18 protein-coding genes and 2 pseudogenes are annotated in these 16,269 nt (G+C 72.8%); 12 read left to right on the forward strand and 8 right to left on the reverse strand.

The window, feature by feature from the left end:
- Window positions 1–2: 2 nt before the first annotated feature.
- The 3 genes and pseudogenes from KIF24_RS12155 to KIF24_RS12165 form a co-directional block, all read right to left on the reverse strand.
- Window positions 3–899 (reverse strand): annotated as a pseudogene (locus KIF24_RS12155) (hypothetical protein); the annotation flags it as partial.
- An 8-nt stretch (window positions 900–907) separates the two neighbouring features.
- The gene (locus KIF24_RS12160; RefSeq protein WP_221084132.1) at window positions 908–1,168 is read right to left on the reverse strand and encodes a hypothetical protein; all 261 of its coding nucleotides are present in this window, start codon (window positions 1,166–1,168) and stop codon (window positions 908–910) included.
- Window positions 1,169–1,357: 189 nt separating this feature from the next.
- Window positions 1,358–1,735 (reverse strand): PIN domain-containing protein, encoded by a 378-nt coding sequence (locus KIF24_RS12165; RefSeq protein ID WP_221084133.1) that lies wholly within the window; start codon window positions 1,733–1,735, stop codon window positions 1,358–1,360.
- Window positions 1,736–1,875: 140 nt separating this feature from the next.
- On the opposite strand from KIF24_RS12165, the gene KIF24_RS12170 reads away from it, so the two are divergent.
- From KIF24_RS12170 to KIF24_RS12190, 5 genes are all read left to right on the forward strand, one after another.
- Window positions 1,876–4,428, forward strand: a complete 2,553-nt coding sequence (locus tag KIF24_RS12170; RefSeq protein WP_221084134.1) for an ATP-dependent Clp protease ATP-binding subunit — start codon at window positions 1,876–1,878, stop codon at window positions 4,426–4,428.
- A 14-nt stretch (window positions 4,429–4,442) separates the two neighbouring features.
- On the forward strand, window positions 4,443–4,607 hold the full coding sequence (locus KIF24_RS12175; protein ID WP_221084135.1) for a hypothetical protein: 165 nt from the start codon (window positions 4,443–4,445) through the stop codon (window positions 4,605–4,607).
- Window positions 4,607–4,957, forward strand: a complete 351-nt coding sequence (locus KIF24_RS12180; RefSeq protein WP_210823553.1) for a DUF3140 domain-containing protein — start codon at window positions 4,607–4,609, stop codon at window positions 4,955–4,957. Before KIF24_RS12175 ends, KIF24_RS12180 begins: the two co-directional genes overlap by 1 nt.
- A 558-nt stretch (window positions 4,958–5,515) precedes the next feature.
- Complete coding sequence (locus KIF24_RS12185; RefSeq protein ID WP_221084136.1) at window positions 5,516–6,238, forward strand: hypothetical protein; 723 nt, start codon at window positions 5,516–5,518, stop codon at window positions 6,236–6,238.
- 4 nt (window positions 6,239–6,242) lie between these two features.
- Window positions 6,243–6,434, forward strand: a complete 192-nt coding sequence (locus KIF24_RS12190; protein WP_210823542.1) for a hypothetical protein — start codon at window positions 6,243–6,245, stop codon at window positions 6,432–6,434.
- Window positions 6,435–6,439: 5 nt separating this feature from the next.
- Here the strand turns inward: KIF24_RS12190 and KIF24_RS12195 are convergent, their stop codons facing one another.
- The 3 genes and pseudogenes from KIF24_RS12195 to KIF24_RS12205 all read right to left on the reverse strand — a co-directional run bounded on the left by KIF24_RS12195 (window position 6,440) and on the right by KIF24_RS12205 (window position 8,370).
- Window positions 6,440–6,676, reverse strand: a complete 237-nt coding sequence (locus tag KIF24_RS12195) for a hypothetical protein (protein WP_221084137.1) — start codon at window positions 6,674–6,676, stop codon at window positions 6,440–6,442.
- A 19-nt stretch (window positions 6,677–6,695) separates the two neighbouring features.
- Window positions 6,696–7,693 (reverse strand): annotated as a pseudogene (locus KIF24_RS12200) (LysR family transcriptional regulator).
- A gap of 77 nt (window positions 7,694–7,770) precedes the next feature.
- Window positions 7,771–8,370, reverse strand: a complete 600-nt coding sequence (locus tag KIF24_RS12205) for a hemerythrin domain-containing protein (RefSeq protein WP_221084138.1) — start codon at window positions 8,368–8,370, stop codon at window positions 7,771–7,773.
- A gap of 106 nt (window positions 8,371–8,476) precedes the next feature.
- Between KIF24_RS12205 and KIF24_RS12210 the strand changes: the two genes are divergently transcribed.
- Together KIF24_RS12210 and KIF24_RS12215 are read left to right on the forward strand one after the other, a co-directional pair.
- A complete protein-coding gene (locus KIF24_RS12210) occupies window positions 8,477–9,805 on the forward strand; it encodes a M20/M25/M40 family metallo-hydrolase (RefSeq protein WP_221084139.1) in 1,329 nt (442 codons plus the stop codon).
- 57 nt (window positions 9,806–9,862) lie between these two features.
- A complete protein-coding gene (locus KIF24_RS12215; RefSeq protein ID WP_221084140.1) occupies window positions 9,863–10,516 on the forward strand; it encodes a hypothetical protein in 654 nt (217 codons plus the stop codon).
- A 154-nt stretch (window positions 10,517–10,670) separates the two neighbouring features.
- On the opposite strand, the gene KIF24_RS12220 is transcribed toward KIF24_RS12215, so the two are convergent.
- Together KIF24_RS12220 and KIF24_RS12225 are read right to left on the reverse strand one after the other, a co-directional pair.
- Entirely contained in the window at window positions 10,671–10,862 is a 192-nt protein-coding gene (locus KIF24_RS12220; protein ID WP_053655860.1) for a DUF5703 family protein, read from the reverse strand.
- 103 nt (window positions 10,863–10,965) lie between these two features.
- A complete protein-coding gene (locus tag KIF24_RS12225; RefSeq protein WP_221084141.1) occupies window positions 10,966–11,940 on the reverse strand; it encodes an aldo/keto reductase in 975 nt (324 codons plus the stop codon).
- A 164-nt stretch (window positions 11,941–12,104) separates the two neighbouring features.
- On the opposite strand from KIF24_RS12225, the gene KIF24_RS12230 reads away from it, so the two are divergent.
- The 5 genes from KIF24_RS12230 to KIF24_RS12250 all read left to right on the forward strand — a co-directional run bounded on the left by KIF24_RS12230 (window position 12,105) and on the right by KIF24_RS12250 (window position 16,264).
- On the forward strand, window positions 12,105–13,157 hold the full coding sequence (locus KIF24_RS12230; protein WP_221084142.1) for an LLM class F420-dependent oxidoreductase: 1,053 nt from the start codon (window positions 12,105–12,107) through the stop codon (window positions 13,155–13,157).
- Window positions 13,154–13,990: an undecaprenyl-diphosphate phosphatase gene (locus tag KIF24_RS12235; protein ID WP_221084143.1), complete on the forward strand. Its 837-nt coding sequence runs from the start codon at window positions 13,154–13,156 to the stop codon at window positions 13,988–13,990. The genes KIF24_RS12230 and KIF24_RS12235 overlap by 4 nt, the downstream gene beginning before the upstream one ends.
- Before the next feature lie 57 nt (window positions 13,991–14,047).
- A complete protein-coding gene (locus KIF24_RS12240; RefSeq protein ID WP_221084144.1) occupies window positions 14,048–14,761 on the forward strand; it encodes a histidine phosphatase family protein in 714 nt (237 codons plus the stop codon).
- Window positions 14,762–14,873: 112 nt separating this feature from the next.
- Window positions 14,874–15,449, forward strand: a complete 576-nt coding sequence (locus KIF24_RS12245) for a DUF3090 domain-containing protein (protein ID WP_221084145.1) — start codon at window positions 14,874–14,876, stop codon at window positions 15,447–15,449.
- Window positions 15,446–16,264 (forward strand): SCO1664 family protein, encoded by an 819-nt coding sequence (locus KIF24_RS12250; RefSeq protein ID WP_221084146.1) that lies wholly within the window; start codon window positions 15,446–15,448, stop codon window positions 16,262–16,264. The genes KIF24_RS12245 and KIF24_RS12250 overlap by 4 nt, the downstream gene beginning before the upstream one ends.
- The last annotated feature ends 5 nt before the right edge of the window (window positions 16,265–16,269 follow it).

Here is a 16,269-nt window from a genome sequence, read left to right on the forward strand (position 1 = left end):
CCCGGGTGGGCAGCCCGGGTGGTCGCCGAGTGGGCGGCCCGGTCCGCGTCGACGTGCTCGGCCGGCAGGTCGCGGCCCAGCCGGTCGAGCAGGACGCCGGTGAGCACCCCGGCCGTGACCGCCGGATCGGCGGCGTGTGGCTGCTCGTCCTCGCCGCGACGGGGTGGGGGCATCCGGCAGACCCGGGTGAGCAGGGTGTCCAGGACCGGGGCGGGCAGGCCGGGCAGCAGGTCCCGGACCCGGCCGTCCAGCTCGCGGTGCAGCCGGGCCAGGTCGTCGCCGCGCGGCGGATGGCCGAGCAGCTCGGCGGCGAGATCGCGCAGCAGCGGCGGGGCGACGGCGGCCAGGCCCAACCCGACGTCGGCGTGCGCGCCGCGCAGGTCCCGGTGCAACCGCTCGCGGTCGCCGGCCCGGACACCGCGAACCACCCGGTGCAGCAGGTCCCGGGAGTCGGCTATCCGCTCGTCGGGCCCCTCGGCCGGGCACTCCCGCCCGCCGGTCAGCTCCGCCACCCGTACCGACCACCAGCGACGCAACCGCACCTCGCCGGCGGGCTCGAGGGCGACGGCCAGCGGGTCGGTCGACCCGGGCGCGTCGTGGCCCGGGCGGCGTTGCGGCTGCCCGGCAGGCGGTGGCGCGCCGTCGGGGGCCAGCCCGATCGCGGCCAGGTACGCGGTCAGCTGCTCCTGGGCCACCCGCAGTGCGTATCCGGCGGTCTCGGCGTGCTCGGTGGCGGCGGACAGTTCCGGCACACCCATCGGATTGGCCGACTCCTGACGCACCCAGCGCAGCCGCTCGCTGGCCAGCCCGAACTTCTCCAGCGCCCGCGCCAGCAGGCCGAGCGGCAGTTCCTCGGCGGCGGCACGGACCTGCGCGCCGACGTCCTCGACGATGGACACGCCCGCCCCTACAGCGTCGAGACGTACTGCTGGGCCTGCTCGACCGCGACGAGCGTCGCGGCGAGGCACTCCTCCAACTCCTGGCTGGCCTGGGTCAGTGAGGCATGGGCCGCCTCGACCGTGGTGTGGCCGCTGCCCTCCAGCGCGCCGGCGAGAGTCTGCTGTGCCTCGGCAAGTTTCTCGCCGGCGGCCTGCACGGCGCTCTGGCCGTCACCGATCTGCTGGAGCGCGACATCGATGGCTGCCTTGAGCTCGGCGACGCTCGCCACGCGGAACCTCCTGGGGGCGGGGAGGACTCCATTAGAGCCTATGCCGGTAGGGGAAAGAACATGCGCCCAGTCAGTGTTCCCGCCCCGCTGACCGGTTGTCGACCATAGACGCTCCGAGTCCGATTCGTGGGATTGGTGGGCGGACGGTCACCCACGGCGATCCGGGGCGCGCGACCGGCCCGGCCGCCGTCAGGGCCGCAGCCAGCGCGGGCCGCGCACCTCGGCGCCGAGCGCGGTGACCCGGTCCCGCAACTCGCGGTCGGCGGTGACGACCACCCGGCGCCGGTCCCCGGCCCTCGCGACCAGGTCGACCACGGCGTCGTCGCCGGACCCGTCGGCGGGCACCACGCGAACCCCGTCGACCCCCGGCACGTCCCGGGCCGCGCCCTCCACCACCAGCACCACCTCCACCGACGGTGGGAGGTCCGGCGGCACCCCCCGCTCGCCCAGCGGGGCCAGCGTGTCCCGCAGTCGGGCGGTCGCGCCGGCCCGGTCGCGCCACCAACCGTTCGGGCGCGATCCGACCACGTTGGCGGCGTCCACGATGAGCAGGGGTGTCTGGTCCATCCCCTCAGCCTGCCACCAGTCGTACCGGCTCCGGCCGTGCCGCGCCCGCGCCCCGCCCCGGGTGCGCGGCGGCGGCGTTTGTCCGGCCGGGGGCCGGGTAGCCCGTGCCGACCGTCTCGCGCCGACCGCGGAGGACAGACATGATTGGACCCGGCGACTTCGGCTCCGACCCGTGGGACGAGTTCCTGGCGCGGTACTTCGGCCGGGGCGAGGGCGGGCGCCGGCCGGCGCACCGGGTCGACATCACCCGGTTGATGACCGCCGACGCCCGCGAGATGCTGGCCGACGCGGCCCGGCGGGCGGCCCAGAAGCAGAGCAGTGACCTGGACACCGACCACCTGTTGTGGGCGGCGTTGCAGCGCGACTCGTTGCGCGATCTGGTCCGCCGGGCGGGCGCGGACCCGGACACCCTGGTCAACGCGTTGGGTGGTCGGGGCGACGGTGCGCCGCACGGTGAGGTCCCGCCGAACCTGTCACTGACCCCGGCGGCCAAGCGCGCCCTGCTCGACGCCCACCAGCTCTCCCGGGCGATGGGCGCGAACTACATCGGGCCGGAACACATCCTGATGGCGCTGCCGCTGAACCCCGAGTCGCCGGCCGGCCGGATGCTCGCCGCCGGGCGGATCCAGCCGGAGTCGTTGCAGGCCGCCAACGCGGAGCGCGGTCCGATGACCAATCCACGGCCGGACCGAGGCACGCCAACGCTCGACCAGTACGGGCAGGACCTCACCGAGCTGGCGCGCAACGAGCAGATCGACCCGGTGATCGGCCGGGCCGACGAGATCGAGCAGGCGGTGGAGATCCTGTCGCGGCGTACCAAGAACAACCCGGTGTTGATCGGCGAGGCCGGCGTCGGCAAGACCGCCATCGTGGAGGGCCTGGCCGAGCGGATCTGTGACGGCGACGTGCCGCAGACGCTGCTCGGCAAGCGGGTGATCCAGCTCGACCTGGCCGGGCTGGTCGCCGGAACCCGCTACCGGGGCGACTTCGAGGAGCGGTTGAAGAAGGTGATCGACGAGATCCGGGCCCACCGGGAAGAGCTGATCATCTTCCTGGACGAGATCCACACTCTGGTCGGTGCGGGCGGCGCCGGCAGCGAGGGTGGCATGGACGCCTCCAACATGCTCAAGCCGGCCCTGGCCCGTGGCGAGTTGCGGGTGATCGGCGCGACCACGCTCGACGAGTACCGGCGCAGCATCGAGAAGGACGCCGCGCTGGCCCGCCGGTTCCAGCCGGTCTTCGTGCCGGAACCCACCGTCGAGGACACGGTTGCCATCCTGCGCGGCCTGCGGGACCGTTACGAGGCCCACCACCAGGTGCGCTTCACCGACGAGGCGCTGGTCACCGCGACCGAACTGGCCGACCGCTACATCACCGACCGCTTCCTGCCGGACAAGGCGATCGACCTGATCGACCAGGCCGGCGCCCGGGTGCGGCTGCGTACCCGGACCCCGGACGCCGACATGCGTGACCTGGAACAGCAGCTCGACGAGGTGCGCCGGGACAAGGAGCAGGCGGTCACCGACGAGCAGTACGAACGCGCCTCCACGCTGCGCGACCGGGTCGCCGAACTGGAACGGCAGGTGCAGCGGGCCCGGGGCGACGACGGCGGCGGCAGCCAGGTGCCGGAGGTGGGGCCGGAGGAGATCGCCGAGGTGGTCTCCCGGGCCACCGGCATCCCGGCGAGCCAGCTCACCGAGGAGGAGCGGGACCGGCTGCTGCGGCTGGAGGGCCAGCTGCACGAGAAGGTCGTCGGGCAGGACGACGCGGTCACCGCGGTCGCCGAGGCGGTCCGTCGCTCCCGTACCGGGCTGGCCGACCCGAACCGGCCGATGGGCAGCTTCCTGTTCCTCGGCCCCACCGGCGTCGGCAAGACCGAGCTGGGCCGGGCGCTGGCGGAGGCGCTGTTCGGCGAGTCGGACCGGATGGTCCGGGTGGACATGAGCGAGTTCCAGGAACGGCACACGGTCAGCCGGCTGGTCGGCGCGCCACCCGGCTACGTCGGGTACGAGGAGGCCGGCCAGCTCACCGAGGCGGTCCGTCGCCGCCCGTACGCGGTGGTGCTGCTCGACGAGATCGAGAAGGCCCACCCGGACGTGTTCAACGTGTTGTTGCAGGTGCTCGACGACGGGCGGCTGACCGACAGCCAGGGCCGCACCGTCAACTTCAAGAACACCGTACTCATCATGACGAGCAACATCGGTTCCGAGCTGATCACCGGCGCGCAGCGGGCGGTCGGCTTCGGTGCCGGCGAGCCGGGCAGCCCCCAGGAGAGCGACGAACTGCGGGAGCGGCTGATGCGCCGGTTGCAGGAGAACTTCCGCCCCGAGTTCCTCAACCGGATCGACGAGGTGATCATCTTCCGCCGGCTGGAGGCCGAGCAGCTGCGCCAGATCACCGAGCTGCTGCTGGAGGAGACCCGTCGCCGGCTGCACGCCCAGGACATCGAGGTGGACTTCGCCACCGCCGGCATCGACTGGCTCGCCGAGCGCGGCTACCAGCCGGAGTTCGGGGCCCGGCCGCTGCGCCGGGTGATCCAGCGGGAGGTCGACAACCACCTGTCCCGGATGCTGCTGGAGCAGCAGATCTCGCCCGGTCAGCGGGTCACCGTCGACGCCCGGGACGACCGGCTGACCTTCGACGTGTCGGCCGGCCGGGGGCACGCCAGGGCGACGACCTCGCATCCCCGCTGACCGGAAGGGCACCGATGACCGAACCGGACGAGGCCCGCGAGGACGAGCGGACCGAGGCGATCCTGGCGCCACCGACGGCCAACCCCGCCCGGGTGCGGGTGCCGCCGGAGGGGCTGGGCGGGCAGACCGACGAGGGGCACCCGGAGGAGTCCGGGTCGCCGCCGGCAGAGGAGGGCTGATGGCACGCGAACAGCGACTCGACCCGGAGGTGGAAGTGCTCTGGGAGGACTTCCACGCCGAGGTCAACGTGCCGTCCGAGCAACTGCGACAGTGGCTGCTGACCCGCGGCTCCGGCGAGGCCGCGTTCGGCCCCGACCCGGACCTGAACCTGCCGGAGCCGGGCCGGCAGATCCTCGCCGTGCTGCGCAAGCGCAAGGTCGACCTGACGCCGGAGGACGTCGAGGTGATGCGGGACGCCGTCGAGCGGATCCGCTCGCTGACCGCCGCCAAGCCCGGCCGGGGCAACGCCGACGACGAATGGCGACACAGCCTGCTCGACCTGGGCCACGACGTGCTCGTCGAACGGTGACCCCGCCACGGGTGTCCCCGGCGCCGCCGCACCGCGCCGGAGACACCCGCACGTCCGGCCGGGCTACTCGGCTTCGGGTCAACCAACTCTCCATCAGACCCGGGGTTCGACACGTGGTCGATGCCGGTCTGCTCGGACGTGACGCCCGGGTCGCAGGCGTCGTCGAGCTGATCATTTAGCCACCGGGCTGGCGCACCTGACGTCCTCGGCAGACCATGTGGGGGTGCTCTGCTCCGTCCGGTGGTTTGCGGCCTCCGCGATCGCCTATGCCTTGTTCCACCACGTCGGCAGCGGGTTTGCGTGGCTGGGCCCGGTGGGGTCCGGGTCGACCCGCTGGGCCGACTGGATCGATTTGGCGACGCCCTACGCGTTCCTCCTGCCCGCCGCCGCTTCCCTCTGGCGCGCGGGAGGGACCTCGGCCGTGGTTTGGCTCGTCTACCTCGCAGGCGCCGTCACTTACGTCGAAGGACACGGCGTCCACCTGTCCGCCAACTCGATCAGCAACGCCACGTCCGCCGAGGCAGCCCACCTGTGGGACGAGGTCGTCGGCCACTACCTGTGGTTCACCGGTGCGATGCTGGTCTGGGCCGCGCTCGCGACGATCATCATCCGGCGAGATCCACCGCGCGGACCGGTCCCGGCGCTGCTGGCGCTGGCCGTCGGGACGACCGCTGCGACCAACGCGGGCCGGTCACCACCGTCACGAAGGACGACTCCATCGTCGTCGACTACGAGAACTATCCGAGGGCGGGCTCCGTCAGCCCGGGGCCCAACACCTTCAAGGTCGCCCTGCAGGACGGCGACGGGCTGGTCGACCGGGTGGAGATCGACCCCGCGAGCGGGTTCACTGCCACCACCATCCAACCCGAACAGCTCAGCATCGCTCTTCCAAAAAAGCTGAGCGCCGAGGTCGGCGAGCAGTTCACCCTGCCCTACGAGGTGTCGAGCCGAGCCGAGCGGGCTGACCGTCCGTTGAGCGTCCTGGTCGAAAGTGCCGGTGGACCGCTCGAGCTCGACCGCGATCAAGACACGTTCTCGACCACTGGCACCAAACAGACCGGGGAGTTCACCGGAACTGCCACCCAGCCGGGGCGCTACGAGCTGCGGGTCGCCGCCAACGGCGGTTACAATCCCGCGGCCGGAACCGTCCTGGTGGACGTCAAACCCGCGGGCCGGCGCGGCCCGGGGCTCGCCGCCGTGATCGGAGCGGTTATGCTCGTCGGCGTGGCCTTCCTGCTGTTGACCGGCAGCCGACGTCGCGCCGACCGGCGACGGGCGTGAACCCATGAGATCAGCGGGCTGGCCGTTGATCGGGCTGGTCGCGGGCGCGGCCGCCGGCTGGCTCTGGGGCTGGTCCGCGAGCGACTACGAGGCGATCGACTCGGCCGTCGGCACCGCGCTGCTCGGCGCGGTGGCCGGCCTGCTTGCCGGCGCGACCGCCTACTCGCTCACCCGCCGCAAGCGTGACAGAGACTGACGGGCTCACTCGGCTTCGAGGCTGGCAATGGCCAGCCCGGCGGCGTCGGCGGCGGCCTGCCGGTCGGCACGGGTCTGCTCCTCGCGGGTGAGCAGGGCGGCGTACTCGGCCAGGGCGGCCGGGTCCGGCACCTCCGGTAACCGGCGCAGGAAGGCTTCCACGTTCCGGACGGCGGTGGTGTGCGCGGCGGCCGCCTCACGAAGCAACTCGCGGTCGTCGGCAGCGGGATAGAGGTCGGTCATACCCGCCCCTTACCCGCGCTCAGGCGGTTCGCACCCCGGGAGTGGCCACCACGGGTGCCGGCCGCCGCACCCCGAACGCCGGGTTGCGCAGCAGCCAGGCCAGATACGCCGGATGCGGCGCGAGGGCGTCGGTGTACGCCACCAGGGCCGTCTCCAGCACCAGGTCCGCCGTCGGGGCGGCGGGCGACTCCGGGTGCCACCCCAGCATCAGCCGCCAACGCAGGGGCGTACCGGCCAGCCGGCGGGTCACCAGGCCGGCCACCGGACGGAACGTGGCCTGGCAGAGCGCCACCCCCTCGCCGGCGTCCACCAGGTCGATACAGCTGCGCACGTCGGCCTCGTACACCTTGCGCGGGGTGAAGCCGGCGCGGGCGCAGGCGGCGGCGAAGCAGTCGCCGAAGCAGCCGTCCCCCGGCGCCGCCACCCACTGCTCGTGTCGCAGGTCGGCCAGGTCCACCTCGTCGCGCCCGGCCAGCGGATGGGTCTCCGGCAGCAGCACCATGACCGGGTCGACGGCGACCTCCCGCCAGCTCAGGCCGTAGTCCGCCGACGGGGTGGAGTCGCCGCAGACCCCGGTCAGCGCGTAGTCCAGCCGCGCGGCGGCGACCAGCTGGGCCAGCTCGTCGACCGACCAGGAGGCGTGCGTGGTGATCTGGGCCTGCGGCTGCTCGGCGGCGAGCCGGTGCACCAGCCGGCCCAGGATCGGGCTGTTGACCCCGCCGAACCGGTACCGGCGGGGGCGTCGCCCGCCCCGGCCAGCCGGGCCGCCTCGTCCTGTAGGCCCTTCATCGCCGGCAGCAGCACCCGGGCCCGGGCGAGGACCAGCTCGCCGAGAGCGGTGGGCCGGGCGCCACGTCGATCCCGCTCGAACAGCGGACCGCCCAGGGTCCGTTCGATGCGCTGGAGCTGGGCGGTCAGCGCCGGCTGGGCCAGGCCGAGCGTCGAGGCCGCCTTGGTCACGCTCCCCGTCTCCGCGATGGCGCAGACCACCCGCAGGTGGCGCAACTCCAGATTCATGACGTGACGGTAGGGCCACAAAGCAGCTGGCGGAAGGGCCTGGACGGATCAACGACCGTGAACGTGTCGCGGGTCTCTCAGCTTGCCGGCGGCTCGGTCAGCTCAGCCAACTGCGTGTGCCGGCCGGTGACGGCGTCCCGGACCTTGTCCACCACGCCGACCGCCGGTTCGACGATCCGGTTCCACGGCGGGGTGTGCGGCGCCGCCGGGTGCGGGCGGGTCGGCGCGGCCTCCTCGGCGATTTCCAGCCGGTTGCCGAGCCGGATGAGCTCCTCCTCGGTGGCGGCGGCGCACAGCCGCTGCACCAACGGATCGACGGCGCCGGCGTGCGCCTCGATCCGGGTGGCCAGCTCGGCGAGACCCTCGTCGGTCAGCTCCCGCATCGCCCTGAGCAGCTCGACGTCGGCGGACACCACCTCGTCGACCAGCGGGTCGGCGTTGTCGACGGCGTGGCGGACGGCGGGCAGCAGATACTGCTCCTCGGCGGACAGGTGCCGGGACAGCGTGGCGACGAGCACGTCCCGGCCGTGCTCCGGGTCCGGTCCGGGCTCGATCAACCGCCGGGTCAGCTCCAGCAGCTGCCGGTGCTCCTCGGCGACGAGGTCGGCGATGCTGCGTCCGCCGGGCCGGTAGCCGTCGGCGGGGGTGGGTGGCAGCGGCGGCAGGTGGACGGACATGGTGTCCTCCTCGGCTGGCGGGGGGTGCGCAGACGTGGGCGTCAGGTCGGGCCCGGCAGTACCCGCAGCCGCCCGAACCGAAACCCCGGGCTGATATGAAGGGGTGATGACGAGCGACGTCCACTCCGCCTTCCCCGCGCCCGCCGACGAGGTCGTCGACCTGTGCCGGGATCTGCTACGCATCGACACCACGAACACGGGCGAGAACGCCACCAGCGCCGGGGAACGCCGGGCCGCCGAGTACGTCGCGGAGAAGCTGGCCGAGGTCGGTGTCCCGGCGGTGATCCACGAGTCGGCGCCCGGGCGGGCCAACGTCGTCGCCCGGATCCCCGGCACCGATCCCGGCCGCGGCGCGCTGCTCGTGCACGGGCATCTGGACGTCGTGCCCGCCGACGCCGACGAGTGGTCGGTGCATCCGTTCTCCGGCGAACTGCGGGACGGCTACCTGTGGGGCCGGGGCGCCATCGACATGAAGGACTTCGACGCGATGGTCCTGGCCGTGGTGCGGCACTGGCAGCGCACCGGCGTGCGTCCGCCGCGGGACATCGTGCTCGCGTACACCGCCGACGAGGAGGCTGGCAGCGATTACGGCGCCCATTTCCTGGCCACCCGGCACCGGGACCTCTTCGACGGCTGCACGGAGGGGATCGGTGAGGTCGGCGGCTTCTCGTACACGGTGGACGAGTCGCGGCGGCTCTACCTGATCGAGACCGCCCAGAAGGGCATCGACTGGCTGCGGCTGCACGCCCGGGGGCGGCCCGGACACGGCTCGATGCTGCACGACGACAACGCGGTGACCGCGCTGGCCGAGGCGGTGGCCCGGATCGGCCGGCACCGCTTCCCGGTGGTCGTCACCGACACCGTGCGGGCCTTCCTGGAACAGGTCTCCGAGGTGCTCGGCATCGAGCTGGACCCGGAGGATCCGGAGACCGCCATCGCCAAGCTCGGTCCGATCGCCAACATCATCGGCGCCACCATCCGCAACACCGCGAACCCGACCCGGCTCGCCGCCGGCTACAAGGACAACGTGATCCCCGGCCGGGCCAGCGCCACCATCGACTGCCGCAGCCTGCCCGGGCAGTCCGAGCTGCTGGAGCGGCAGCTGCGCGAACTGGTCGGCCCGGACATCGCGATCGAGTACGTCCAGCGTCAGCCGGCGCTGGAGACCACCTTCGACGGTGACCTGGTCGCGGCGATGTCGGCCGCGCTGCGGGCCGAGGATCCCGGTGCCCGGCCGGTGCCGTACATGCTCTCCGGTGGCACCGACGCCAAGGCGTTCTCGCAGTTGGGCGTCCGTTGCTTCGGCTTCGCACCGTTGCGGCTGCCGGCCGACCTGAACTTCTCGGCGCTGTTCCACGGCATCGACGAGCGGGTTCCGGTGGACGGACTACAGTTCGGCGTGCGGGTTCTCGACCGGTTCCTGCGTACCTGCTAGCTCGTGTCCGGCTCGGACGCGAACATCCTGGGATTCTTCGTGAAGGGGACGCCTCACATGACCGACCAGCACGGTGAGCTGGACGCCGCCCTCGAACGCGTGATCGAAGCGGCCCGCCACCACCTGGCCGCCGTCCGCGCCGCGCAGGGCCGGATCGACGACGACGACGTCTGGCAGGCGTACGTCGCGCTGAACAACGCCTCGTTCGCCTACGACGAGCAACTCATGGACGCCTTCGGCGAGGTTACCCCGTGGGACGTCGAGTCGATCGACCCGGACGAGGCCGACCAGCGCTTCGCCGGTGCCGAAGGGGTCGAGTCGACCGATCCGCATCCTCAGGTGATCTCCGTGCGGCAGCGGCGCGACTACCGGGTGCCCAGTGTCTCCGCGCTGATCCGGATCGCCGAGGCGGCCCGCCGTGAGGGCGTCCCGGGCGACGAGGAGGTGCCGCCGGTGGAGGGCGTCGGCGAGGCGGTGCTGGAGCTGTTGCAGAGCGGCGACGGTTCCCTCGGCGCGCTCGACCTGCCGGAGTTGGAACCGCTCGACGGCGTGGTGATGGTCAGCGAGGTCGGTACCCCGGTGGACCTGGAGTCGTTCTCCGACGACGACCCGGTGGGCCCGTTCCAGCCCGCCGCCGACGACCGGCTGGTCGGCCGGCTCGACGAGCACCCCTTCCTGGAGATCGACGAGGAGCACGACCACGTGCACTGAGCGTGCGCCGGGCGGTGCGGTCCGTGCTGCCGGCGAGCCTGGCCGTCGCCCTCCACCGGCGGTCGAGCTGATGGCGCGGTCGCACCGGCATCCCGGACGGAGTCGGCCACCCGATCCGTCCGGGACCGTGCCCTCCGGGCGGTGCGCGGACCGGTCAGTACGACAGGCCCGGCTGCGGCTGGTTGACCCGGCGGCGGCGCAGCACCACCTGGCGCGTGCCGTCCCGGAACAGCCGCACCCGGGCCAGTTCCCAGCCGGAGAACTCCGCCTGGATCGCCAGCTGTGCCGCGGCGGTCAGCCGGTCGACGTTCGGCGGTAACCGCAGCGGCGCGTATTCGTAGTCCATGGGCACCATGCTGCCCAGCCAGGCCTGCGGGCGCCACCCTCTACGGGGTGACCCGCGCCGCGGTCGATCTCCGCCCCGCGCCGGGGCGTCCGCCCGGTGGTCCTCAGCCGTCGCGCTCGGGATAGCCGACCTCCAGCGCCGACACGTCGTCCAGCGCGATGGTGATCTCCTCCGGCAGGGTCATCCGTTCGACCTGGAGCGCGCCGAGCAGTTGCCCGGAGGTACGCGCGCCGAGGATCGGCGCGGTCACTCCGGGCCGGTCCCGGATCCAGGCGAGCGCCACCTCCAGCGGGGACACGCCGAGTCCGTTCGCGGCGGTGGCGACGGCTTCCACGATGCTGGAGCAGCGCGGCTCCAGATAGGTGGCGACGAACCGCTCGAAATGGGGGGAAACCGCGCGGGAGTCGGCGGGCCGGCCGTGCCGGTACTTGCCGGTGAGCACGCCGCGGCCGAGCGGCGACCAGGGCAGCACGCCCAACCCGAGCGCCTCGCAGGCCGGCAGCACCTCCCGCTCCACCCCCCGCTCCAACAGCGAGTACTCCACCTGCGCGGCCACCACCGGGGCCCGCCCCGGCCAGGCCGTCTGCCACGCGGCGGCCCGGGCGGTCTGCCAGCCGGAGAAGTTCGACACGCCGACGTAGCGCACCCGACCGCTGGCCACCGCGTGGTCCAGCGCCGCCAGGGTCTCCTCCAGCGGGGTCCGCGGATCGTATCCGTGCACCTGGAACAGGTCGACGTGGTCGGTGCCCAGCCGCCGCAGCGAGGCGTCCAGCGTACGCAGGAGGTGCCCCCGGGAGCCGTCCCGGCGCCGGTCGCCGCCGCCCGGCCGCAACCCGGCCTTCGTCGCGATCAACAGGTCCTCGCGGGGCACCAGGCTGCCCAGCAGCGAGCCGATCACCGACTCGGCGTCGCCGTCGCCGTACACGTCGGCGGTGTCGATCAGGTTGCCGCCCGCGTCGAGGTAGCTCTTCAGTTGTGCGGCCGCGTCGTCGGCGTCGGTGTCCCGGCCCCAGGTCATGGTGCCGAGCGCGAGCCGGGAAACCGCCAGCCCGCTTCGGCCGAGCGGTCGCTGCTGCATGGGTGAACCTTATTTCGAACCGGGGTCGGATCGACATCCTCGCTCTTGTCGAGTCTGCCCGCCGGTTCGTGTTCCCGCTCGCCCCGCGCAACGGGGTGAGCCGGTGATCGTCCCCATCGTCGGCATTGCGTAACCTGATGCGACTGCGGATGGGGGAGGACTCTGTGCGACTCGGGCTGAATCTCGGATACCAGACAGCGTGGAGCACGCCGGCCCACCACCTGGCTCTGGCCCAGGAGGCGGACCGGCTCGGCTACTCGGTGGTGTGGGCGGCGGAGGCGTACGGCTCCGACTCGCCGAGCATGCTCGCCTGGATGGCCGGGCAGACCGAGCGGATCGACATCGGCAGCGCGGTGATGCAGATTCCCGCCCGGACCCCCGCGATGACCGCGATGACGGCGGCGACCATGGACGCCCTCTCCGGCGGCCGGTTCCGGCTCGGCCTCGGGGTCTCCGGCCCGCAGGTCTCCGAGGGCTGGCACGGCGTCCGCTTCGGCAAGCCCCTCGCCCGCACCCGGGAGTACGTGGACATCGTCAAGCTCGCGGTGGCTCGCAAGGAGGTCGCCTACGACGGCGAGTTCTACACGCTGCCGCTACCCGACGGCCCCGGCAAGGCACTGCGGCTGGGCTTCCATCCGCCGCGTGAGCGCATCCCGATCTACCTGGCCGCGGTGGGCCCGAAGAACCTGGAACTGGCCGGTGAGATCGCCGACGGCTGGCTGGCCGTCTTCTACGCACCGGAGTTCGCCGAGGAACAGCTCGCGGCGGTCCGCGCCGGCCGGGCCAAGGCCGGCAAGGAACTGGCCGGGTTCGACGTGGTGCCGTCCGTGCCGGTCGTGGTCGGCGACGACCTCGACGCCTGCGCACAGTTGGTCCGCTGGTACGCGGCCCTGTACGTCGGCGGCATGGGCAGCCGGCAGCAGAACTTCTACAACCAGTTGGCCACCCGGATGGGCTACGGCGACGACGCCCGCGAGGTGCAGGAGCTCTACCTGGCCAAGCGGCAGCGGGACGCCGCCGCCGCGGTGCCGCTGGAGTTCATCGACCGGACCTCGCTGCTCGGCCCGAAGGAACGCATCGCCGAGCGGATGCGCGAGTACGCCGCGGCCGGGGTGACCACCCTCTCGGTGACCCTCTTCGTCGCCGATCCCGAGACCGGCGTACAGACCCTGCGGACCGTCGCCGAGGCGCTGGAGCTCTCGGGAGTCGGGGAGTGACCTGGGTCGAAGCCATCGTCCTGGGCATCGTCCAGGGCCTGACCGAGTTCCTCCCGGTCAGCTCGTCGGGGCACCTGCGGATCACCTCGGCCATCTTCTTCGAACGCGACGCCGGTGCGTCCTTCACCGCGGTCACCCAGTTGGGCACCGAGGCGGCCGTCCTGCTCTACTTCGCCAAGGACATCTGGCGCATCGGGCGCACCTGGGTCCTGGGGATCTGGGACAGGTCGGTGCGCACCAGCCTCGACTACCGCATGGGCTGGTACGTGATCATCGGGTCCATCCCGATCGGCTTCTTCGGGTTCCTCTTCAAGGACCAGATCCGGGAGACCGCCCGCAACCTGTGGGTGGTGGCCAGCACCCTGATCCTGTTCGCCTTCGTCCTCGCCTTCGCCGAGTACTGGGGCCGGCAGACCCGGACCCTGCGGGACTTCCGGTTGCGCGACGGCGTGGTGATGGGCTTCGCCCAGGCGCTGGCGCTGATTCCCGGCGTGTCACGTTCCGGAGCCACGCTCACCTTCGGCCTGTTCCTGAACCTGACCCGCGAGACGGCGGCCCGTTACTCGTTCCTGCTGGCCATCCCCGCGGTGGTGATGTCCGGAGTGTTCAGCCTCGGTGACGTCTTCGAGCCGGCGGCGGCCGGCACGTCGGTACCGAGCGTCGCGCAGATGGTGGTCGCCACGCTCATCGCGTTCGCCATCGGCTACGCGGCCATCGCCTGGCTGTTGCGGTACGTCGCGCACCACACCCTGTACGTCTTCGTGCTCTACCGGGTCGCGGTCGGCACCCTGGTGCTCGCCCTCCTGCTGACGGGCACCATCAGCGCCACCTGAGCTGCGACGAAGGACGCCCCGCAGATGGCGGCGGGGTGAGCGGGGCGAGGGCCTAGGGTGGTGCGGGTGGCGACACTTCTGCTCCTGCGGCACGGACGTACCACCGCCAACGCCGACGGCGGTCTCGCCGGCCGGCAACCGGTCGAGCTGGACGAGACCGGCCGCGCCCAGGCGAGCGTCGTCGGCGAGCGGCTGCGGGCCGTGCCGCTGGCGGCCGTGGTGACCAGCCCGCTGATCCGTTGCCGGCAGACCCTGGAGCTGGCGCTGCCGCAGGCATCGCCGGTGGTGGACGAGGGGCTGATCGAGTGCGGGTACGGCAGTTGGGAGGGGCAGCCGCTGAAGAAGCTGGCCAAGGAGCCGCTCTGGCCCGTGGTGCAGCAGCATCCCAGCGCGGCGGTCTTCCCCGAGGGCGAGGCGATGGCGCAGATGGCGGTCCGGGCGGTCGCGGCGGTGCGCGCCTGGGACGCCCGGCTGACCGCCGAGCACGGTCCCGAGGTGGTCTGGCTGGCGTGCAGCCACGGAGATGTGATCAAGGCAATCGTGGCGGACGCCCTCGGCGTACACCTGGATCTTTTCCAGCGGATCGTGGTGGACCCGGCCTCGGTGACCGCGATCCGCTACACCCCGCTGCGGCCCTTCCTGGTCCGCCTCAACGACGTCGGCGGTGAGCTGTCGGGGCTGGTCCCACCGGCGCGCAGGCGGCGTCGGCGGGCCGGTCGGTCGACGGACTCGGATGCGGCGGTCGGCGGCGGAGCAGGAGCGCCCCGGTGAGCCGCCCGGTGCGGAGCGCCGCCGGGCCCACCGTGACCCGCTGCCGGGAGTGCGTCGCGATTCGGGTCGGTGGGGTGCCCGCTGCGGGGGGCCGCCGGATAGGGTCGTGGGTATGACCCACCAGGTGCACGCCTTCGAGCCGCCGGAGCGGTTCGTCGCCGGGACCGTCGGGCCGCCAGGGGAGCGCACGTTCTTCCTCCAGGCGCGTGGTGGCGGCCGGCTGGTCAGCGTCGCGCTGGAGAAGGTCCAGGTCTCCCTGCTCGCCGAGAAGTTGGAGGAGTTGCTCACCGAGGCGCAGCGCCGCTTCGGGGTGGACCTGCCCGAGGCCCCCGTCTCGCTCGGTGACAACGACCCGTTGGAGACGCCGGTCGACGAGGAGTTCCGGGTCGGCACGCTGGGCCTGGCCTTCGACGCGGACACCGCGACCGTGGTGATCGAGGCGATCGCGGTCGGCGAGGCGGAGGCCGAGATCGAGCTGGGCGAGTCGGAGGAGGACGAGCCCGACGACGTCGAGCCCGACGAGGACCTCGACCGGTTGCGGGTCCGGTTGACGCCCGAGGAGACCCGCGCGTTCATCGAGCGGGCCCGCCGGGTGGTCAACGCCGGCCGACCTCCCTGCCCGCTGTGTGGCCAGCCGCTCGATCCGGCCGGCCATCTCTGCCCACGGAACAACGGCTACCACCGGTGACCTCGTCCGGCCTGGCACCCCGGCAGGACGATGGCGCGGCGCTGCGCCTGTTGCGCGACGGTGAGCTGAGCGTCGAGGGGCGGCTGGTCGACGCCTCGAACACCACGCTGCGCGGTGTGTTGACGCTCGACGGTGTCTCGGCGCGGTGCGTGTACAAGCCGGTGCGCGGTGAGCGGCCGTTGTGGGATTTTCCGGACGGCACGCTGGCCGGCCGCGAGGTTGCCGCCCACCTGGTCTCGGTGGCCACCGGCTGGGATCTGGTGCCGCCGACGGTGCTGCGCGACGGGCCGTTCGGCCCGGGGTCGTGCCAGCTGTGGATCGACGAACCGGACGACACCGAACCGCTGGTCGGGTTCGTGCCGGCCGACGCGCTGCCGCCCCGGTGGTTTCCGGTCGCGGCGGCCCGCGACGACGACGGCACGCCGTACGCCCTGGCGCACGCCGACGACCCGCGGCTGGCCCGGCTCGCGGTGCTCGACGCGGTGATCAACAATGCGGATCGCAAGGGTGGCCACGTCCTGCTCGGGGCGGACGACCGGGTCCACGGGGTCGACCACGGGGTGAGCTTCCACGTGGAGGAGAAGCTGCGCACGGTGCTCTGGGGCTGGGCCGGCCGGCGGCTGCCGGCGGACGTGGTCGAGACGCTCGACCGCCTGGCCCGTCAGATCTCCGGACCGCTCGCCGAGGAACTGGCCGAGCACCTCACTCTGGGCGAGATCGCCGAGCTGGCGGCCCGGGTCGACCGGCTGCGCGAGCGGGGCCGCTTCCCGCGGCCGTCACCGGACTGGCCGGCGGTGCCGTGGCCGCCGATCTGATCCGG

Origin of the sequence: Micromonospora tarapacensis (genome assembly GCF_019697375.1) — a bacterium.
Lineage (GTDB): Bacteria > Actinomycetota > Actinomycetes > Mycobacteriales > Micromonosporaceae > Micromonospora > Micromonospora tarapacensis.